General features: G+C 40.6%; 19 protein-coding genes. 1 reads left to right on the plus strand and 18 read right to left on the minus strand.

The genetic code is table 11. The annotated features are described in order from the left end of the window. Window positions 1–12: 12 nt before the first annotated feature. The 8 genes from ftsX to EIH20_RS04730 form a co-directional block, all read right to left on the minus strand. Window positions 13–903 carry a permease-like cell division protein FtsX gene (gene ftsX / locus EIH20_RS04695; protein WP_241152386.1) on the minus strand — a complete coding sequence of 297 codons (891 nt, stop codon included), beginning with the start codon at window positions 901–903 and terminating at the stop codon, window positions 13–15. Beyond that, a complete protein-coding gene (gene ftsE / locus EIH20_RS04700; RefSeq protein WP_124058256.1) occupies window positions 890–1,576 on the minus strand; it encodes a cell division ATP-binding protein FtsE in 687 nt (228 codons plus the stop codon). The genes ftsX and ftsE overlap by 14 nt, the downstream gene beginning before the upstream one ends. 97 nt (window positions 1,577–1,673) lie before the next feature. Then, window positions 1,674–2,790 (minus strand): peptide chain release factor 2 gene (prfB, locus tag EIH20_RS04705; protein WP_124058258.1). Its coding sequence is split into 2 segments (ribosomal slippage): window positions 1,674–2,717 and window positions 2,719–2,790, totalling 1,116 coding nucleotides; the frame shifts between segments, so codons are not numbered across the junction. Between the two features lie 80 nt (window positions 2,791–2,870). Beyond that, a complete protein-coding gene (secA, locus tag EIH20_RS04710) occupies window positions 2,871–5,315 on the minus strand; it encodes a preprotein translocase subunit SecA (protein WP_124058260.1) in 2,445 nt (814 codons plus the stop codon). A gap of 173 nt (window positions 5,316–5,488) precedes the next feature. Next, entirely contained in the window at window positions 5,489–6,055 is a 567-nt protein-coding gene (gene hpf / locus EIH20_RS04715) for a ribosome hibernation-promoting factor, HPF/YfiA family (RefSeq protein ID WP_124058263.1), read from the minus strand. Between the two features lie 247 nt (window positions 6,056–6,302). Beyond that, window positions 6,303–7,004, minus strand: a complete 702-nt coding sequence (locus tag EIH20_RS04720) for a ComF family protein (protein WP_164470864.1) — start codon at window positions 7,002–7,004, stop codon at window positions 6,303–6,305. Window positions 7,005–7,074: 70 nt separating this feature from the next. Further along, a complete protein-coding gene (locus EIH20_RS04725) occupies window positions 7,075–8,466 on the minus strand; it encodes an ATP-dependent helicase ComFA (RefSeq protein ID WP_164470865.1) in 1,392 nt (463 codons plus the stop codon). 130 nt (window positions 8,467–8,596) lie between these two features. Continuing rightward, complete coding sequence (locus tag EIH20_RS04730) at window positions 8,597–9,472, minus strand: DegV family protein (protein ID WP_124058269.1); 876 nt, start codon at window positions 9,470–9,472, stop codon at window positions 8,597–8,599. 164 nt (window positions 9,473–9,636) lie between these two features. Here EIH20_RS04730 and EIH20_RS04735 point away from each other — a divergent pair, with 164 nt between their 5' ends. Then, the gene (locus EIH20_RS04735) at window positions 9,637–10,305 is read left to right on the plus strand and encodes a YigZ family protein (RefSeq protein ID WP_124058271.1); all 669 of its coding nucleotides are present in this window, start codon (window positions 9,637–9,639) and stop codon (window positions 10,303–10,305) included. Between the two features lie 5 nt (window positions 10,306–10,310). Here EIH20_RS04735 and EIH20_RS04740 read toward each other — a convergent pair whose 3' ends face one another. From EIH20_RS04740 to EIH20_RS04785, 10 genes are all read right to left on the minus strand, one after another. Further along, window positions 10,311–11,351, minus strand: a complete 1,041-nt coding sequence (locus tag EIH20_RS04740; RefSeq protein WP_124058274.1) for an MraY family glycosyltransferase — start codon at window positions 11,349–11,351, stop codon at window positions 10,311–10,313. A gap of 38 nt (window positions 11,352–11,389) precedes the next feature. Further along, window positions 11,390–12,220: an ammonia-dependent NAD(+) synthetase gene (gene nadE, locus EIH20_RS04745; RefSeq protein ID WP_124058276.1), complete on the minus strand. Its 831-nt coding sequence runs from the start codon at window positions 12,218–12,220 to the stop codon at window positions 11,390–11,392. A 14-nt stretch (window positions 12,221–12,234) separates the two neighbouring features. Continuing rightward, window positions 12,235–13,731 (minus strand): nicotinate phosphoribosyltransferase, encoded by a 1,497-nt coding sequence (locus EIH20_RS04750; protein ID WP_124058278.1) that lies wholly within the window; start codon window positions 13,729–13,731, stop codon window positions 12,235–12,237. A gap of 153 nt (window positions 13,732–13,884) precedes the next feature. Next, a complete protein-coding gene (locus EIH20_RS04755; RefSeq protein WP_124058280.1) occupies window positions 13,885–14,907 on the minus strand; it encodes a hypothetical protein in 1,023 nt (340 codons plus the stop codon). Between the two features lie 230 nt (window positions 14,908–15,137). Continuing rightward, complete coding sequence (locus tag EIH20_RS04760) at window positions 15,138–16,529, minus strand: sugar transferase (protein ID WP_124058283.1); 1,392 nt, start codon at window positions 16,527–16,529, stop codon at window positions 15,138–15,140. 254 nt (window positions 16,530–16,783) lie between these two features. Beyond that, window positions 16,784–17,770 (minus strand): ribose-phosphate diphosphokinase, encoded by a 987-nt coding sequence (locus tag EIH20_RS04765; protein ID WP_124058285.1) that lies wholly within the window; start codon window positions 17,768–17,770, stop codon window positions 16,784–16,786. Between the two features lie 20 nt (window positions 17,771–17,790). Beyond that, window positions 17,791–19,161, minus strand: coding sequence for a bifunctional UDP-N-acetylglucosamine diphosphorylase/glucosamine-1-phosphate N-acetyltransferase GlmU (glmU, locus tag EIH20_RS04770; RefSeq protein WP_124058287.1), 1,371 nt, complete (start codon window positions 19,159–19,161; stop codon window positions 17,791–17,793). An 86-nt stretch (window positions 19,162–19,247) separates the two neighbouring features. Beyond that, window positions 19,248–20,090, minus strand: a complete 843-nt coding sequence (purR, locus tag EIH20_RS04775; protein ID WP_124058289.1) for a pur operon repressor — start codon at window positions 20,088–20,090, stop codon at window positions 19,248–19,250. Between the two features lie 173 nt (window positions 20,091–20,263). Next, window positions 20,264–21,076, minus strand: coding sequence for a metal ABC transporter permease (locus tag EIH20_RS04780; RefSeq protein WP_124058291.1), 813 nt, complete (start codon window positions 21,074–21,076; stop codon window positions 20,264–20,266). Beyond that, entirely contained in the window at window positions 21,034–21,729 is a 696-nt protein-coding gene (locus tag EIH20_RS04785) for a metal ABC transporter ATP-binding protein (RefSeq protein ID WP_124058293.1), read from the minus strand. The genes EIH20_RS04780 and EIH20_RS04785 overlap by 43 nt, the downstream gene beginning before the upstream one ends. Window positions 21,730–21,762: the final 33 nt, after the last annotated feature.

Genomic DNA, 21,762 nt, shown 5'->3' on the forward strand with positions numbered 1-21,762 from the left:
ACCATTCGATTCTTAAACTTGCAAGAATTTGCTCATGGATCGTCGAGCTCCCACAAAACCTAGTAGGGTCCCCACAACCAACATAATGGCTAAAACATACCAGAAAAGGGGCCAGGTTGGTAATAAGGCTAGGTTTTGAATACCAAATTGTCTTGGCGCTGCCGTTTGAATACCTTCATATACCGCATATAAAGCGCCGAATGCCAATCCAGCTCCAATGATACCAATCAAGGTTCCCTCAATTTGGAATGGTGCACGGATAAAGCCATTCTTGGCACCGACTAAGCGCATAATCTCAATTTCATGGCGACGAGCGTAAATGGTTAAGCGAATGGTGTTCGAGATTAATAAGACCGCAATAATCACGAAAACCGCAGCCACTAAGGCCATAACATAACGAACAACATTGATGCTCTTAAAGAGCTTCTCAGTATTCATACCACCATTTTTGGCATCTGAAATATACTTAAGATTAGCGATTTGTTCTGTCACCGGTTTAACAAACTCAGGTTTATCGACGTCAACAAGATAGACATTATGAAGCGGATTTTTATCCTTTTCAAACAAGTCAAAGTCTTTACCCATCGTCTTAATTAAATCTTGTAATTCCTGATCTTTACTACGGTATGTAATTTTTTTGACATGATCAATGGCTTCTATTTCATGATAAAGGTTGGCTTCATCTTGTTCGTTTGCTGCCAAATCAATATAGGCATGAATTTGAATCCCTTTCTCCATATCGCGAGTTACTTTTTGTACATTGCCCATTAAGATGATTAGTCCGGAAATCATGAACAAAGTCAAAGCCATGGTCAATATCGATGCCATGGTCATCCAACCATTACGGAATAAATTGCGTAAGCCATCACGGACATGACGGAAGAAATTTCTAAAGAGTATCATGATATTCCCCCTCGTGTTCATCACTGACTAAGCGCCCATCTTGTAAACGGATCACTCGATGTTTGTATTGGTTAACCAATTGTTCATTATGAGTACCCATGATTACAGTAGTCCCACTTTGATTGATTGCCTCAAGCACATGGAAGATTTCCAAAGCCGTCTCAGGGTCCAAGTTCCCGGTTGGCTCATCGGCAATAAGAATATTCGGCTCATTAGCAATGGCGCGGGCAATGGCTACCCGTTGTTGTTCTCCTCCGGATAACTCTTGTGGGAGTAAGTTCATCTTGTAGCGTAAGCCAACTAGATCTAAGACTTGGCCCACTCGTTGTTTAATGAATTTACCGCTCTTGCCGGTTACTTCCAAAGCATAGGCCACATTTTCATAAACCGTCAATTGGGGTAATAATTTAAAATCCTGAAAGACCACGCCTACATAACGACGCAACATAGGAATATCCCGTTTTTTAATCTTGTGAACGGCATATTTACCCACTTGGATGGTTCCTGAACTTGCTTTCTCTTCACGATAAAGTAATTTCATAAAGGTCGATTTACCTGACCCAGAGGGCCCAATTAAATAGACAAATTCGCCTTGTTCAATCCGAAGTGAGACATCTTCGATACCCATAATGCCGTTATCATATTGTTTATCGACATGTGATAATTGAATCATTTTTTGTCACCTTCTTTATAGTTTTCCTAATCTATCATACCATGAAGCGAGTCAGAAGGTATCACAGAAGGGTTTCATTTATGTATCAATTAAAGCTTTATTCCGCCAGTGTGTCCTGGATTAACCATTTTAGGTAGGCATCAATAAAGCCCGTCAAGTCACCATCCATAACCGCTTGGGTGTTACCCACTTCATAATTGGTCCGATGGTCTTTGACCATCGAATAAGGATGGAAGACATAAGAACGGATTTGCGATCCCCAGCCAATTTCTTTTTGTTCCCCTTTTAAGGCCGCTAATTCTTTGGCTTTATTCTCTTCTTCTAATTGGTAAAGCTTGGCCTTCAATAGGTTCATCGCCAAATCTTTATTTTGAAATTGAGACCGTTGCGATTGGCTTTGGGTCACAATTCCAGTTGGAATATGGGTAATCCGGACAGCTGAAGAGGTCTTATTGATATGTTGACCACCTGCTCCACTTGCGCGGAAATAATCGACCCGGAGATCATCGGGATTGATATCGACTTCAATCGTGTCGTCTAACATGGGGGTGACTTCAACTGAACAGAAAGAGGTATGGCGCCGACTATTCGAATCAAAAGGTGAGATACGAACCAAACGGTGTACCCCTTTTTCTGATTTCAAATAACCATAGGCATTGATTCCTTCAATCTCAAGGGTCACACTCTTAATCCCTGCTTCTTCGCCATCTTGATAGTCGATCACCGTCACTTGATAACCTTGTTTATCAGCCCAGCGTTGATACATCCGTAACAACATAGACCCCCAGTCTTGCGACTCGGTTCCACCCGCCCCTGGATGGATTTCTAAAATAGCCGAAGCCCGATCGTGTTCACCAGATAAAAGCATTTTTAGTTGGTAATCTGCCAAGGCTGCTTGTAGCGTTTCAACTTGTTGAACCATTTCGTCAAAAATGTCGCTATCTTGGCTCTCTTCATATAGTTCAAGCGCCATTTCAATCTCTTCTAGTTGTGTCTCTAAGTCGTAAGAGGTTTGATAAGAGGCTTTAGCTTCATTTAATTGATTGATGACTTTTTGGGCCGCTTCATTATCATCCCAAAATCCTGGAGCAGTCATTTGATATTCATATTCTGCAATATCCGCTTCTAATTTATCTAAGTCAAAGAGACCCCCTTGTTGTTTCAAGCTGTTGATGGGCCTCTTCAATAAATTGTTTTACTTCATATAGTTCCATTTGTTCACTCCTTTGTTTTTTTAAACCAAAAAATCCTTTAGCAGATAAGGTCTACTAAAGGATTCCATTACAAACTAGAATTAACCTTTTCTGGTTTTGGTTACGTTCGTTGGCAAAGTACCTGGACGACGAACCGCTTGTGGATTATTCACTTGCTCCCGTTCCACATTTTGGCGCACTTGGGCTTTCATGACAAACCGTGTCACATCGTATTCAATACCCGCCGCCATCTCTTGGAACCGTTCATAGCCTTCAGTTTGGTATTCGGTTAAAGGATTCGTTTGCGCATAAGCCCGCAAACCAACACCGGTCCGCAAATGATCCATCATATCGATATGGTCGGTCCATTTAGCGTCAACCACTTTCAAAATAATCACTTTTTCAAATTCCAAGATTTGTTCAGGCCCATTCAATTGAGCTAACTTTTCATCGTAAAGATTTTCAGCCTTATCATAGATATAAGCTGTTAACTCTTTAGGACTCTTACCTTCTAGTTCAGCCATATTCACTTGTTCTGGATTAAAGAGAGCCGATAACATAAATTCTTCTAAGCTTTCTAAATTCCAGTTCTTCTTGTCGCCTTCAGTAGCTAAGGCAACTTGCTGTTCGATTGTTCGCTTGATCATTCCTTTAACAATCGGTGTTAAAGATTCTTCCGAACGAATAATTTGTTGACGTTGATTATAGATAACTTCCCGTTGTTCACGCATAACTTCATCGTATTCAAGGACATTCTTACGTGTATCGTAGTTATTTCCTTCCACTCGTTTTTGCGCAGACTCAACCTGTTTAGATAAGAAACGGCTCTTCAAGACTAAGTCTTCGGTTTCTGCTTCGTTGGCATTTAAATTTTGCCACATAGCTTGAATACGTTCCGAACCAAAGCGACGCATCAAATCATCTTCTAAAGATAAGTAGAATTGAGAAGCACCTGGATCCCCTTGACGACCGGCCCGACCACGCAATTGATTATCAATCCGGCGTGATTCGTGACGTTCTGTACCGATGACACATAAGCCGCCTACTTCCTTAACGCCTGATCCTAACTTGATATCGGTTCCCCGACCAGCCATGTTGGTAGCGATGGTTACCGCTCCCCGTTGACCGGCTTGCATAACGATTTCAGCTTCCTTAAAGTGGTTTTTAGCGTTGAGAACTTCGTGAGGAATGCCTTCTTGATTTAGCAAACGAGAAAGGTATTCAGATGTCTCAACAGCTACAGTACCCACTAGGACCGGTTGGCCTTGAGCATGACGTTCTTTGATATCTTTCACAACGGCTGCAAATTTAGTTTTTAAGTTTGGATACAATAAATCCGGTGCATCCACCCGAATAACAGGTGAATTCGTTGGAATACATACTACATTCATGTTGTAGATTTCGCGGAATTCTTCTTCTTCGGTCTTAGCCGTACCTGTCATCCCACATAATTTTTCATACATACGGAAGTAGTTTTGGAAAGTGATGGTTGCCATTGTTTTAGATTCGTCTTCAATCTCTACACCTTCTTTAGCTTCAATTGCTTGGTGTAAGCCATCAGAGTAACGGCGTCCTTCCATAATCCGTCCTGTAAATGGATCGACGATTTTAACTTTACCTTCGTCCACGACATAGTCAATATCATGTAACATGATATAGTTAGCCCGAAGCGCTTGGTCAATATGGTGAACAAGAGCGGTATTTTCAATATCATATAGGTTTGGCAAGCGGAAGACTTTCTCAGCTTTATCCACACCTAAGTCCGTTAAAGAGATACTCTTAGACGATAACTCAATCGTATAATCGTCTTCTTCCTTCAAACCTTTAACGAAATAATCCGCCCGCGTGTAAAGAGCGGTTGATTTTTCAGCTTGTCCTGAAATAATCAATGGTGTCCGTGCTTCATCGACTAAGATTGAATCAACTTCATCGACAACAGCATAGTAAAGCGGACGTTGAACCATTTGTTCTTGATAAACGACCATGTTATCACGTAAATAGTCGAAACCTAATTCATTATTTGTTGAATAGGTGATGTCACAATTATAAGCTGCTCGTTTTTCAGCAGATGACATCGTATTAAGGTTTAAACCAACAGTTAAACCAAGGAAACGATACACTTCACCCATTTCTTTTGAGTCCCGAGTAGCTAAGTAGTCATTGACTGTTACCACGTGAACCCCTTTACCTGCTAAAGCATTCAAGTATACAGGCATGGTTTCGGTTAATGTTTTACCTTCACCAGTCTTCATTTCGGCGATGTCACCATTGTGAAGGACAAGACCCCCTTGAATTTGCACTTTATATGGGAAAAGACCTAAGACCCGACGCGCTGCTTCACGAACAACCGCAAAAGCTTCTACCAAAATATCGTCTAACGTTTCGCCCTTTGCTAAGCGTTCTTTAAACTCTTTAGTCATACCACGTAGTTCTTCATCAGACATAGGTTTATATGTCGATTCTAACTCCATGACTTTATCAGCAATTTTACCTGTTCTCTTTAATTCAGCTTTGTCATTCTCAAAAAACTGTTTAAGATTAACCATGCTTTAACTCCTTTAATAACACTCAATTTAGTCTGAAAGCTAGTTGCTTTCATGATTTTTGGTATTCACTGATTCATTGTAACATTATTAAATTACAATTTGAACGCTTTTCTATTGAAAGACACAAAAAACCACCAAGAAAATTCAATCTTGGTGGCATTAAATTGCTTTAATTATAAGGTAGCTGTCTCAATTAAGCCAAAACGTCCATCTTTACGACGATAAACAATATTGATTTCATTAGAATCTGCATCCGTGTAGATAAAGAAATCGTGACCGAGCATATTCATCTGTAACACAGCTTCTTCTGAATCCATTGGTTTTAAATCAATGCGTTTTGATCGAACGATTTCCAATTCAGGTTCTTCGTGGATTTCAGCATGGGGCATTTCAACTGGACTAACTTCCACATCAGCAATTCCTTCAAAGCCTTTTTCTCTAGATTTGCGATGAATTTTTGTTTTGTATTTACGGACTTGTCGTTCAAGTTTATCAACCACTAGGTCAATAGACGCATATAAATCTGGGGTTGTTTCTTCTGCCCGAAGCACTAAGAAGGATAGTGGAATGGTTACTTCAGCTTTCGCGGTCTTATCTGGGTAAACTTTCAAGTTTACATGAGCGGTCGCATCTGGCACATCTGTAAAGAATCGTTCAAGCTTACTTACTTTCTTCTCAGCATATTCACGAATGGCTTTGGTTACTTCGATATTTTCCCCACGAACATTGTAACTAAACATACAAATCCCTCATTTCACATTGTTTTCTAACAGATATAAGGCTCACTAGCGCTAACACTTAGCTTCCGCTAGTCAATTGGTATTTAACACAGGGACTAACTAAGCGCTGAACGCCGAGAAAGCAAATATGTGTTAGTTAAAAAAGCAAAAGCTCTTTTGCTTTTTTATAGTATACCACATCCTTATAAAAATGAAAACGCAAACAACCTATTCCTATTCCAATCACATTTATGCTATTTAATTTCCATTAAGTCTCTCTAAAGAGACTAAAACTGATTAAATCGTCCGCCATTAAAGGGGCAGAAACAGCCGCAAACGCTTGTAAAAGACTCCTTTTCGCCCGCATCATTGTTGCCCCTGTTGTATAAACATCATCAAAAATTAAATACGGACGCTGAAGGGACAAAAGCTGTTCACGCTTAAGCTCAAAGGGAGATGCTAATTGAAGACGTTGCTGGCGATTTTTACTAGCTTGACTTTGACCATTCCCCACATAATTCCAGGGGCAAGCATAACCAATATCCGCAACTTGTAACAATAGCTCGCAGGGATGAAAGCCTCTTTCGGCTAAATGTTGCGGCGATGAGGGCAAAACCAACCACTGATAATGGCTATATTTCTTAGCTAGATTTTGTAATTCAGAGACGACAAAGTCAGCCAAACGAGCATCGCCTCCATACTTATACGAGGCAAGCCACTGCTTCATAATTGGGTTGTATTCCAATAGAGCTTGATGACGTAAGCAAATTGCCGGCATTAGCTGACGCCAGCGATAACAATCCCAACAATAATAATGCTTATCTCCGTTTTCTTCTTGATAGATATAACCTTTTTGAAATGGGTCATCAGCAGAAGTGAATGGACGACTGCATCCCTGGCAAAATTGATCGGAAGGAGTAAGCAGCAGCTTATGGCGACTACATGTCGGACAATAATGTTGACGATTCAAGGGGCAACAAGAGAAAATTTCTTGCCATGACAGGGAGCTACTCAAAGAATTTTGACACAAAAGGCAGGTCCTAGTCATCTAATAATCCCCTTTGCCGTGCTAACTGATTCATATGCCGAATAGTTCGCCTAGCTTGCTTCATAGCCCAACTGGCTCCATAGTGTCCGAAAGCCAAGTAACCCGTTGGATAAGTCGGTTTTCGTCCTACTCGCCCAGCAATTTGTACCAAAGAAGCGGCATTAAAAATCGTATCTTCAGCCCCAATCACTAAGACTTGAGCCTGAGTAATCGTAACACCTCTTTCAAGGATGGTCGTCGAAATCAGACCAACTAAGTCTCCTGATCTGAGCGCTTGGACCTTTTCCTTCCGCTCTGGATCACCAGCATGAACACAAGCCCAAGTCTCCTTAAGGCCTAAGCTATCTTTCAGCCAAGCAAATAAGCTTTTTGCTAAACCGATATGAGGCATGAAAATTAACTTGGCCCCTGGCAAACCAACAAAGTATTTCACTTGATCAAATAATCTAGATTTTTCTTGCCGTTCCTCAATCGCTTGCCGCCAATCCCCCAACCAAATAAACTGAGGTTCTACCAAAGAATGGCGATGGTAGCGGGCAGGTAATATCGACTGAATAACTTTTCCCCGTCGAACCGCCTTTAGCAAGTGGATATCCGGCGTCGCTGTCAAATAAATACATTTTCCCTTAGGACAAATGGCGCTTGCGACAGCATCATGAAGACTGGCATCCCCGCGAAAAGGAAAAGCATCAATCTCATCCACGATTACTAAATCAAAAGCCGATTTAAAGCGCCAGAGTTGATGAGTGGTCGCCAATATTAAAGCGGCATACCCCACTTGAAAACTTTGACCGCCGTAACGGACATGTTGCGAAACGACAGGAAAGGCTTCCTTAAAGCGCGGAGCAAGTTCCTGAATCACATCTACCCGCGGGGAAGCAAGAGCAACTCGACCCCCTTCCTGTAAGACCGCCTCAACCACAGCAAAAACCATCTCTGTCTTCCCGGCTCCAGTCACAGCTTGAACAAGATGAGGACGAGGGTCTTTCAAAGATTCAACCAGTTCTTTAGACACTTGGGCTTGTTGAGGTGAAAGCTGACCCTGCCATGCGAGCAAAGGCCCCGCCATTATCGGAATAGGAGCTTTCTCCTTCAAGATCAGCAAGTCTTGCCCCTCAATCTGACGACCCATGACTAGGCAATTAAGACAATAATAGCGTTCTTTCTCAGTAGAAGTCCTGGGCAAACATGCAAAGCTTTGGCGTTGACGATTTCCACAACGCTGACATCTTAAGTGATTCCCCCGGCGTTCGATCATAGGCTGACAAGTAAAGGCCTGCCAGAAAGAGTCATTCAATTGACTGGGCGTTAGACCATTCATTTGGGCAAGCTTTATGACTTCCGGACGACTTAAAACCATGCCATTGAAACAAGCATAGTCCATCTTCATCCCTCCTTTAGTTTAACTACACCAAAACGAGAGAGAGAGCATTTTTATGATTTTCAAAAGCAACAAAAAGACACCCCAAAAGCCAAGTAAGCTAAAAGGGTGTGAGACTGCGGACGATTTTATATTAAAAATGTAAGGGAGCCTGCGGAATCGTGGCCATCCCCTTTGAACGAATTCCGGTATGCGTTCCCACAACCGGACCAAATTCACTAAAGATGACTTTTTGTCCAGGATAGTTAAACAAAATTTCATCGGCTACCCGCTGAATTTCTGATTCATCCTGCGCATGAGCAAAACCAATAGTGACCCCATAAGGATACTGTTCAATGGCTTGTTTAGCCAATTCTTTCCAACGACTATAAACTTTCTTGTTGGTGCGGATTTTCTCAAAGACGACAATTTGACCTTCTTGATTAAAATACAAGAGGGGGCGAATCTTTAACAAGCCACCAATCAAGGCACCAGCCGCACTCAAACGGCCACCTTTGACTAAATTATCTAAGTCTTCCACCATTAGATAGATGCGGGACTCTTGAATGACCCAAGTTAACTTCTCGACCATCAGATCCATAGGCATCCCCAATTGAATCATCTTAAGAGCTTGGTTAACAACGTCTTCCATAACAACTGAAGCTCCTTTAGAGTCCAAGGCAACTAAGGTCATCCGATCCTGGTATTCCTCAAAAATCATCCGAGCTGTTTGATAAGCTCCACTTATTCCCGAAGAAAGAAAAATACCAATCACAGCTTCGTAACCCTGATCCTTGATTTGATCTAAGACCTGATAATAAGCGGCGGGCGAGGGTTGCGAGGTTGTAGGTAAGACTTCTTGATCTTGTAATAATTGATAAAAAGCTGCCTTTTCATGATCTGTGGTCAAATCAGGCAGAATTTGTCCATTACTCAAATGAACAGATAAACTAAGTTGAAAGACATCCGGATGTTGAGCCGTTTTAGGACTCAAATAGGCGGTGCTATCAACAAGGATGGCCGTTTTCATAAAAATCTCCTTCTAACTTGTCATAACTAAACTATATATGATTTACATGCAAAAAATGAACACTAGGCATTATAACAAAAAAGCTTGGTTCTGTCTTGTCCCTATACGTCTAGTCGTTCAATTGTTATAATTAACTCAATTGAAACAACTAGAAAGGATGCATCATGGATTACATCAAATTGGCCCAGGCTATCGATTATGAAATCGAGATAAAAAAATCACGCTTTATTTGTTATCTCTTCCCAATAGCCGATGAAGCAGATTTTAATGATCAACTTGCCAAACTTCGCAAACAACATCCTAAAGCCAGTCACCATTGCTCAGCTATGATCCTAGATATCCATGGCCAAGTTTATCGAACAAGTGATGATGGCGAACCAGGTGGTACGGCTGGCATTCCCATGTTAGAGGTCTTAAACCACCATCATCTACGTCAGATAGGTGCCGTAGTCGTTCGTTACTTTGGCGGTACCAAACTAGGAACTGGCGGCCTCATTCGAGCTTATAGTCAAAGCGTTAGCCAATGTCTCGCACAAGCTTACGAACAAAGAGTGATTGTTCACAGCCGTCAACAAACAGTCTTAACGGTAGGTATGTCCTATAAACAAGTGGATTCAGTCCGCTATTTTATCGATCAAAGTCCCTTGGCTGTTCATCTTTTAGACTGCCAGTATGCCGATACGGTAGTCTTCAAACTCACCATCCAAGATGACCAATGTCAGAAACTAATTGAGCAACTCACCGACCAATTTCATGCTAGCCTAACCATCCTAGAACTAGGCCATCAGCAACTTGATATTCCTCTTAATTCACCCATCATAAAAGAAAACTAGCCGGCTTACCCTTTGGGCTTGCCGGCTAGTTTTGCCATTATTACAACAAGCCCAATAAGCATAACGCCCACAAGGAGCAAAATCTCTTGTCGCCATTGATTAAACACTTGAATAAAGAGAGCCAATAGCGAAAACACCATGGTAATACCCAACATAGCCCACACTACCTGACTTTCCTTTAAGCCTAAACGTAGCAACCGGTGATGTAAGTGTTCTTGATCTGCCCGAACCGGTGATTGACCTTTTAAAATACGTCGAAAAGCAGCATAAAACGCATCAAATAAGGGAACAACATAGAGAATAACCGGCAACAACAAGGAGAAAAACGATGCGTTCTTCAGATTTGAAACGGTTAGCGTGGCATACATAAAACCAATAAAGAGAGCCCCGGTATCTCCTAAATAGATTTTAGCCGGACACCAGTTAAAGGGTAAGAAACCAATAATAGCGGCCACCAATAAGATCAGCATGGCCAAAAAAGAAAAACGAATAGATAAACTGAAGAAATAGGTGGTAATAATTAAAGTCACAAGCGATGTCATAGACAAACTAGCCGCTAAACCATCAATCCCATCTAAGAGATTAATGGCATTGGTTACAAAGAAAATCCAAGCAATCGTTAAAAGATAGGAGATTAAATTAAACATCCAAGGTGACACCTCGGGTAACAAAGTAGTTGAAAATTGAATATCCCCCATAAAGTAAATAATATGAGCCCCTAATAAAATCCCTACTGACTTTTGCCAAGGTCGCAATTCCCAAATATCGTCAGCAAGACCGACTAGCAAGACACAAGAGGCCGCCAAAAAGATTGACCACTGTTCTAGCGTAAACAAATTAAAAGGCATTAGCCAAGCCGACCCCAGCCAAAAACTAAGATACAAGGCAACCCCACCAAAGCTGGGCACCCGCTCTTGATCCGGCTTAAGTTTATGGGGATCACGATCTAGCCACCGATAGCGTTTAGCTAACTTAACTAGGCTGGCTGTTAGGAAAAAAGAGAGTCCCGCTGTTACTAGAAAAGGCATAATAAATTCAGCTAGCATCTTTCTCCTCCTTCAAGTCATCCTTTATGTTTAAGTTTCTACTTACGCCAAAAATCATCAAAAACCGTGATAGGTAGGTGGCGCTTATGTTGGCTTCTCAAATACCAAGTTTCAATTTTATTAGCAGCCTCTTCCGACACCGATTTGCCTTCTAGATAATCATCTATCGCTTGATAAGTTACACCTAAAGCCGTTTCGTCAGCTAACATCGGCCGGTCATCTTCTAAATCGGCAGTAGGAATCTTTTGATATAGAGCGGCTGGCGCTCCTAGATGTTGTAACATAGCAGCCCCTTGCCGTTTATTTAACCGCCATAAAGGCACAATATCTGCTGCCCCATCGCCAAATTTTGTATAAAAGCCCGTCACACTTTCAGCAGCATGATCCGTTCCAATAACCGCCCCTTGTTGCTGCCCGGCAATTGCAAACTGGGCAATCATCCGCTGCCTAGCTTTAATATTTCCTCGATTAAAATCACTAACTGCTTGCCCTTCTTGAATTAATTCAGCCACCATAGCATCAGTCGCCGCTTTAATATTCACTTCGACCACTTGATCGGGTTGGATAAAAGCTAGGGCCGCTTGGGCATCCGCTTCATCAGCTTGCTGTCCATAAGGAAGACGAACCGCAATAAAACGATAGTCTGCTTGTGGCTGTTCCTGCCTTAATTCTTCTACCGCCATCTGGGCCAATCGTCCCGCTAGGGTAGAATCCTGTCCCCCAGAAATACCCAAAATATAACTTTTTAAAAAAGGATGAGCTAACAAATAGGCCTTCATAAAATCGATCGATCGCCGTATCTCTTCTTGGGGATCAATCTGACTTTGCACCTTAAGTTCTTGAATGATTTGAGCTTGTAAAGGGCGCATGACGTCTTCCTTTCTTAATCTTCTTTTCTCAAAAAGATATTGGTATTCTCATAATTTTCTTTGATCTTTTCCCGAATCGCTTTAATCGAAGCCATCTTTTCATCATATAATTTTTGTGATAAGTCAACCGGATAATGTTCGGGGTTAAGGATTCGTTTGTACTCTTCCCACAAGGCATTTATACTTGATTGTGCATATTGCTTGATAGCTTCAAGTGTTGGTAGTTCATAAACTTGTTGCCCTTCTTGATAGATGGTTACTAGCAATGGTTTCGCAGTAAAGTCTTTAACCGTCTTATTGATATAGGTATGAACAGGATGGAACATAAAGAGTTCATCCAATTGATCTGGTCGCTCTTCCATAAAGGTAATATAATCTCCTTCAGATTTTCCATCTTTGTTGCGTGTAATTCGCCAAACTTGTTTAACCCCAGGTGTCGACATTTTACTAGCGTTGCTTGAAATCTTCATTGTCGGCACTCGCTGCCCGTGTTCATCTTCGATGCTTACTAGTTTATAGACTCCTCCTAAGGCTGGCTGGTCATAGGCCGTAATTAGTTTAGTCCCAATTCCCCAATCATCAATCTTAGCACCTTGCATTCGTAAGTTAAGAATCGTTTTTTCATCTAAATCATTCGAAGCAATAATACGGGTTTGCGTAAATCCAGCTTCATCCAATTGCTCACGAATTTTTTTCGACAGATAAGCCATATCCCCAGAATCAATTCGCACACCCACAAAATTAATTTGATCGCCGAGTTCTTTGGCCACACGAATCGCAGTTGGAACCCCTGAACGGAGGGTATCGTAAGTATCAACCAGAAAAACAACATTTCGATGGGTTTTGGCATAAGCCATAAAAGCCTGATATTCATCTCGATAGACCTGAACTAAAGAATGGGCATGGGTTCCGGAAATTGGAATATTAAACATTTTACCCGCTCGTACGTTGGAAGTAGAATCAAAACCCCCAATATAAGCTGCTCGAGTCCCCCATATCGCCGCATCCAATTCTTGAGCCCGCCGCGTTCCGAATTCGGCTAATTTGTCTCCTTCGCCTACGACAGTGCGGATCCGAGCTGCCTTAGTTGCAATCAAGGTTTGATAATTTAATATATTCAAAATCGCTGTTTCAACTAACTGACATTGACCTAAAGGCCCTTCAACTTGAATTAAAGGTTCATCAGCAAAGCAAAGTTCCCCTTCACGCATACAACGAACCGTACATTTAAATTCGAAATTGCGTAAATAAGCTAGAAAAGCAGGCGGATATAGTCCTGTTTGGGCTAGATAATCAAGATCAGTCTCGGAGAAACTTAAATGATTTAGGTAATGAACAATACGCTCTAATCCCGCAAATACCGCATAGCCATTTTCGAAGGGCATTTGTCGGAAATAACCTTCAAAGACGGCCACTCGATCCGCTAACCCTTGCTCCCAATAGGTCTTTAACATATTAATTTGATATAGGTCAGTATGCAACATTAAACTATCATCTGGATATTGATACATATTGAAGCTCCTTCACTCGCCACTGGTTTGCGACGTATAACTTTATCCTATTGTATCATAAAAGTGAGCGTGACTCTTACCTTTTACAACTTTGATTTCTTGCACAAAAAAAGGTTGCCCTTAGGCAACCTTTTTATTCTCTAACTTTTAGAATTAGTTACTTGATGCTTCAGATGATGATTCTGCACCAGCTTCAGGAGCTTTTTGAGCTTCTTCAGGAACTTGCACATCTTGAGCTTCACCTAAACCAGAGAAAGTAAAGTCTAATTTGATGTTTAATTTTTCTGGTGCATCATTTGCTGCGTTTAAGCTTGCACCTGATGCATCACTTTCAGCAGCTGTAGTTGTTTCTGGTTGACCCGCAGCAATCATTTCTTTTAATGGTAAAGTAATATCAGCTACCATCTTAGTTAATTGGTTAGTCTTCTTATCATAGTGAGTTTCGATAACAGGATTATTCTTTAAGAATAAAGCTAGTGTTTCAGGACTATACATTTTGTCAAATGCCTTCTTCATTTCAGCTTCCATTTCAGGAGTCATTTCTTGTCCTTGGGTTTTTGCTTGTTCTTTAGCTTGTTCTAAAGATTTTGTTTTCATGGCTTCAAAATCATAAGCTTTATCTAAGTCAGCATATAACTCTTCCGCTTTGATGTCTTTCTTTAAAGTGAAGATATATTCGTTACCTTCTTCTTTAAAGTCCATGTATTTTTCTTGTAAAGCTAATTGTTCTTTAGTTGGTTCTTTATATTGTGCTTTAGCTTCGTCATATTGTTTCTTAAAGTCATTGACGTATTGAGTAACATCAGCTTGTTGCCATTGATCATTCATTTTGAATGCGGCTTTATTATCTTTAATGTAAGCTTCTAAAGCAATTGGTTTAGAACCAGCCATTTGTGATGCTAAATTCCCTTTAAGGGCTAACATAGGGGCAGCTTTAAGGTCAAATTGGAATTCACCATCAACCGTACCGATTTCTTCTTTATTACCTTTATCTTCAGAGGTAATAGTAATATTGCCTTTGAATAAACCAGAGTCAGCATTTTGATTAGCTTGGCTAATCTTTTTGATCACATCTTGAACATTGGCCGCTGCTTGCGCTGTAGGCAACACTGAAAGCACTAACATGAACGCCACTAAAACGCTCGAAATCCATTTCATCGTTTTCTTCATACACATATCATTCCTCTCTAAGTTGTTGTCTTCATGATAACACAAGATATGGTCAATCCCCTAACAATATGAATGCTAATTCAAAAAAATCTTTAGCCTCAGATAATTTGTACGGATATCCGCTAACTATCAGATAAATGATAGCTATAGTACTGTTGTTCTGACTATAAACAAATCCACGCAAAAGTTTCTTGCGTGGATTGCCTAATTAAAATTCTAGCTATTTGATTGTATTCTTAGCGAATGATCGTCATTTTTTCAGCAAAATCTTGCCAATCTAATGTGCGTGGTCCTTCCTCATCAAGACCCCGGGCTGACACTTTATCGAAAAGAATCTTGACTGTTTGGAAAAGTAATTTAAAATCAAACGCCAAGGAATAATTCTTAATATACAGTAAATCAAAATTCAATTTACTGTTAAAGTCGGTTGAGTATTTACCATATACTTGCGCATAGCCGGTAATCCCTGCCCGTACATGATGGCGCAAGGAATAATAAGGGTTTTGCTCTTTAAACTGTTCAACAAAGAATGGCCGTTCAGGACGGGGGCCAACTAATGACATGTCCCCTAGCAACACATTAATAAGCTGTGGTAACTCATCAATTCGCGTTGAACGGATAAATTTACCTACCCGAGTAATTCGCGCATCGTTAGACGTGGCCAATACTGGTCCTGATTGCGCTTCAGCTGTTGCTGTCATTGAACGGAACTTCAAGATATTAAAGTGGCGGTGGTCTTTGGTAATCCGTTCTTGTTTATAGAAAATAGGCCCAGGTGAATCCATTTTAATCGCCAACATCGTCACAAGCATAATTGGGGAAGCCACAATCAATAAGACTAAAGAAACTAGAATGTCGAAGCTTCGTTTTACGAAATCATCTTCTGCAGAAATTTTAAACGGAGAGACTTCAATGATACTTTCATCTTCAAAATTCATGATATTTGGATTAACCATCATCAAATTTTGAAACGTTGTTGAAATAAATAGTTTCTTATTGTGACTCATCAGGTAATCATAGATCCGAATCCGTTCGGGTTCGTCAATATCTCCTGTTAGATAGACAATATCAACTTGATCCGATAATTCGCGAACATGTTGATAATAATTAGATAAGACAGCATGAGAGACCACATGACGTCGATTGGACATCATATCAAAATTGCGAACGGCTTCCAAAACTCGGTCTGATTGGCCGACGACCATGACCTTCTTGACACCCCGGAAATGATGATAGGCTTTATATACAATAGAATTGAATAAGAACATCACCAAGGTCCCAACAAAAAAGTTGATCAAGATAACGGAGCGCGGGAAGGTTAACCAAGACCCTGCATAAGTCAGAGCCATCATATAAATATTTAGCACAAATTGACTGAGCATCGAAAAATAAAAGAGATCAGTTAGGGTTTTATTGTAAAAAATATAGGTTCCGAACAAGATATTGATGACAACAAAGCCAATCAAAATCCATAAATACGATCCTTGTAGAGCAGCAAAATTGCGTCCCGGTACTTGACCCATAAATTTAATCATAAAAGACAAATAGATACTCATCAGGGAAACTAAAGCCCCAATAATCACCACGCCTAAGCGTAATATACTATTCCATTCATAGCGGTTATTCACAGCTTACTTCCTTTCTTCAACTTAAACGAACGACACCTATTTACTGATGTTTAAGTTTAGCCTTTGGCTAGCGGTATAATTTCACCAACATATTATAATGATAATAAGGCAATTTATCTACCTTTTATCCATAATAATGCTTATTTTTAAGCTTTTGCTCCTTCTTGAGTCTGACTTTTAATTTAATTTAGTTATCCACAAACAAAAAAACTCGAGTTGCTCTCCCAACTCGAGTAAATAGATCTACACTTTGTTTAGTCTTTAATTGCTGATTTGTAAGTTTCGCTAAATAATGGGCTTACAGAGCGATTTTCATGAACCCGTTTAATAGCTTCTGCTAATAATTCATCCACTGAGATAATATCTAATTTGCTTAATGGACGATCTTTTAATTGAATGGAGTCCGTCACAACCACACGTTTAATAGGAGACTCTTCTAAACGTTGGCAAGCAGGTCCAGATAAAATTGGGTGCGTACATGAAGCATAAACTTCTTTAGCCCCTTTATCAATTAACGCTTGCGCAGCTAAGGTAATTGTTCCAGCTGTATCAATCATATCATCGATAATAATACATGTTTTTCCATTAACATCCCCGATAATATTCATTACTTCAGCTACATTTGGTTTTGGACGACGTTTATCGATAATAGCAATTGGCGCTTTTAAGAATTCAGCCAATTTACGTGCTCGAGTCACCCCACCATGGTCAGGAGATACAACCACTACATCTTCTCCCACTAAATCTTTTTCTAAGAAATAGTTGGCAATAAGTGGAGCCCCCATCAAGTGGTCCACTGGGATATCAAAGAAGCCTTGAATTTGAGCAGCGTGTAGATCTAAAGTTAAGACCCGATCCGCACCCGCCATTGTGATCATGTTAGCTACTAATTTTGCTGTAATTGGTTCCCGTGATTGGGCTTTACGATCTTGACGAGCATAACCATAATAAGGTAAAACCACGTTAATCGTTTTCGCACTTGCCCGGCGTAATGCATCAATCATAATTAATAGTTCCATCATGTGGTCGCTAACTGGGAATGATGTTGATTGAATAATATAAACATGGTCCCCACGAACACTTTCTTCGATATTAACTTTGATTTCACCATCAGAGAAGTGTGAAATATTGATTTGGCCTAATTCAATCCCTACTTTTTCGGCTACTTTCTCAGCTAAAGGACGGTTTGAACTTAGTGAAAAGATTTTTAAGCTTGCGTCCGTGTAATGTTTTTCAGTCACTCTAATATTCCCCCATTTAATTATTTATTTAAAAATTTTTGCCAATAGTTAGAAATGTTGCTTTGTTCCACCCGCGAAATTGCTAGCGCTTCATCGGGAACATCGTTAGTGATGGTCGCTCCTGCGGCAATAAAGGCTCGCTGACCAATCTCAACCGGTGACACAATATTTGCATTACAGCCAATGAAGGCTTGATCTCCGACTTTAGAGCGGAATTTGCGCTTGCCATCATAATTAACAAAAATGGTGCCACAACCAATATTGATACCTTCACCTAAATCTGCATCGCCAATATAAGTTAGATGACCAGACTTAGTTCCTTGACCGATTGTTGAATTTTTGACTTCAACGAAATTACCAATATGTACGTCTTTTCCTAAATATGATTTAGGACGCAAATGAGCAAATGGTCCCACTGTTGCTCCCTCAGCTACGGTAGATGACTCAATCACCGATTGCGTAATTTTTACTTGGTCAGCAATTTGACTATCCACTATCTCAGTATTAGCGCCGATATAACATGACGATCCAATGCTAGTCTTGCCTTTGAGTAGGACACCATTCTCAATGACCGTATCTGGTCCAATCGTGACATCGGTTTCAATATAAACCGTATCTGGGTTCATAAACGAAACGCCTGCCACCATGTGCGCTTGATTGATCCGTCGTGACATGATTTGGTTGGCCTGACTTAAGGCCCGACGGTCATTTACGCCAAGGCTTTCTAAGTGATCGGCCATCACATGAGCGCCAACAAGGCCTCCATCCGCTTTGATTAATTCAATGACATCCGTTAAATAATATTCACCTTGAGCATTTTGGTTAGTCACTTTAGCTAGAGCTTTGAACAAGGCTTGATTATCAAAAACAAAGGTTCCAGTATTGATTTCTTTAATTTGACGTTGCTCTTCGGTTGCATCCTTATGTTCCACAATTCGTTCAACATCGTCTTGAGCAGATCGAACAATTCGTCCATAACCCGTTGCATCCGCCAATATAGCCGTAAGTACCGTTGCTTGAGCACCACGGGCTTCATGCTGAGCAAAAAGCTCACTTAAAGTTTCAGCGGTGAATAAAGGCGTATCTCCACAAATAACTAAAGTCTGTCCTTCTTGATCAGCTAATAATTCAGCCGCTTGCAAGACCGCATGCCCTGTTCCCAGTTGCTCTTCTTGCATAGCATAGCGCGAAGCATCACCAAGAACTTCTTTTACTTGTTGAGCTCCATGTCCAATGATGGTGACAATCTCTTCAACCTGACTCGCCTTTACCGCACGAATTACATGTTCAACCATTGGCAAACCACATACTGGGTGCAGAACCTTATAGAGGGATGATTTCATCCGAGTTCCTTTACCTGCAGCTAAAACCACTGCCATTCGTTTACTCATCTAAACACTCCTAATCTTCTTGTCTCTCTTTCTATTATAGAATGACGCAAGCCATCCTGCCATAAAAAACTTTTCTTGCTTTAATTTTATTCTTTAAAGAAAGAGCCGGGTTTAATCCGCAGTTCAAAATGACGGGCATCTTCATTGAAGTTAATTTGGACTTGAACTAGTGACACATAGCGTGGTAATTCTTGTTTCTCTTGATCTGTATTTTCAGCAAAAACACAAATTCCCGCAGCTTGACATTCAAACTCTTCAAGCATGGTAAGGAGTCCGTTGATAGTTCCACCGTTTCGTAAAAAGTCATCGACAATTAACACTTTTGAACCCGGTGCTAAACTTCGTTTGGATAACTCCATCTTCATCACCGTTTGTAACGAACCCGATACGTAGTTAACAGATAAGGTTGACCCTTCACTGTCACTTGAGCCCCGCCGAACCACCACATAAGGAACGTTTAAATAGCGTGCCACGGCCACGGATAATCCAATCCCTTTGGTTTCAATGGTCATAACCGCATCAATTTCTTGATGTTGGTAACGGGTAGCAATTAATTTAGCTATCTTATTTAAGGTGATCGCATCTTCTAGGATATCAGCTACATAGACATAATTCCCTGGTAGAATACGCTTGCCATCTTGTAGTCGTTCTTCGATAGCAGCAAACAAGCTTTGGACTTCCTCTTCTTTAACGGCAGGATAGTAAATAACCCCACCAGCTACACCCGCCACTGTTTGGATGTTTCCTAGCTGATTATATTCAAAAACTTCCCGAACAAAATCAATATCTTCACTAATCGAGGACTTGGCGCAGTTAAAATAATCGACAAATTGCGACAGACTAATGAGTTCATTGGGGTGTTCAACCAGATATTGACAAATATAGAGCATCCGGTGATTGCGTTTGATTTTTAGTGCTTCTTGTTGCATCTTTTCCCCCCTCTCTTACAATGCTTATCTATTATACCAATTAATACTAACTATTACACCGAAAATTTGGCTAAAGTTCGCAATTTTTATCACAATTTAATTTTTCATGAACAAAAAAAGCTCATCGATCATTCACTGAACAAAGCAATAAATGAAAGATGAACTTAGCTATTTTATCGACGGTGGGTGATCAGACGATGAACCACCGTTACTAATATAAAAATCATAATAAAACATAAAGCAATCGATGCCCCTGGCGGGGTATCTAATTGATAAGATGCAGTTAATCCAGCGAAAATACCCAAAAAGTTAATAATTATACCAATAATAATAGCTTGACCAAAACTTTTAGAAATGCGAATCGCAGTCGCTGAAGGTATCACCATTAATGCGGAAACTAATAAGGCCCCCACAATGGGCATCATTATTGAAATAGCTACCCCGGTTACTACCGAGAAAATGATCGAAATCCACTTAACCGGTAACCCACTGGTATGCGCCGTCGCTTCATCGAAGGTGACCACATAAAGGGGCTTGCGGAAGATCAAGTAGAGAATACCTAGAATCAAGGCTAAGCCTAGCAGCATTTTAACCTCTTGATCTGAAATCAGAACAATGGAGCCAAATAAAAATTGTTCAATCTTAAAATTAGTCGCATTGCGATTCAAATTCATCAAGACTAAAGCAACAGACATCCCGGTAGCCATCATCATGGCAATCGAAATTTCAGAATAGTCCCGATAAACCATCCGCAAATATTCAATCAAAACAGAGGCAACTACTACGACCAAAAGAGTGGTATAGGTCGGGTGCACTTGTAGGATAATTCCTAAAGCTACTCCGGCTAAAGAGATATGAGAAAGGGTATCCGCCATCAAGGACTGACGTCGCAAGATTAATAAGAGACCTAAGATTGGTGTAATCAATGAAATAGCTGCTCCGGCTAAGAAGGCACGTTGGATGAAGTCATACTGAAACATCTCCATTGGGTTCCCTCCTCTCTTACTAAGCGAATCTCGCGCGTATAATATCCTTCAATCTCATCATCGGCATGAGTCACCATCAAAATTGTTTTGCCATGATGTTGGCATGCATGCCGTAGCAATTCATAGAAAGACCGCCGAGATTGGCGATCCATCCCTGTAGTCGGTTCATCCATGACAAAGAAATCCGGATCCTGGGCAAAAACACGGGCTAAACAAATCTTTTGCTTCTGACCTCCAGATAATTCACCAATCTTACGGTGACGAAACTGGGTCATGCCCACTGAACTTAAGGCACGATCAACATGTTCATGATCTTGGCGACTTAATTTTTTAAACCAACCATTTTCCGAATAGCGACCCGATTCTACCAATTGCTGCACCGTGGAAGGAAAGCCTGCATTAAAAGAATTAACGTTTTGGGGAACATAGCCCACGCTTAATTTTTTCCCATCAGCAGTGGTTTTTGCCATCGTTACACTACCACTAGCTGGTTTCAATAAACCTAAGATAGTCTTTAATAGGGTTGACTTAGCCGCCCCATTCTCTCCCGTTAAAATAACAAATTCCCCTTGATTCACTTCAAAATTGACACGATTGAGCACTTGCTCCTTTTCATAAAAGAAGGACAAATCTTCTACTTTTAATATGTTCATGTTAGCCCTCCTTGGGAATCATTCTAATCTACA

This window comes from Vaginisenegalia massiliensis (assembly GCF_900604935.1).
GTDB classification, from domain to species: Bacteria; Bacillota; Bacilli; order Lactobacillales; family Aerococcaceae; genus Vaginisenegalia; species Vaginisenegalia massiliensis.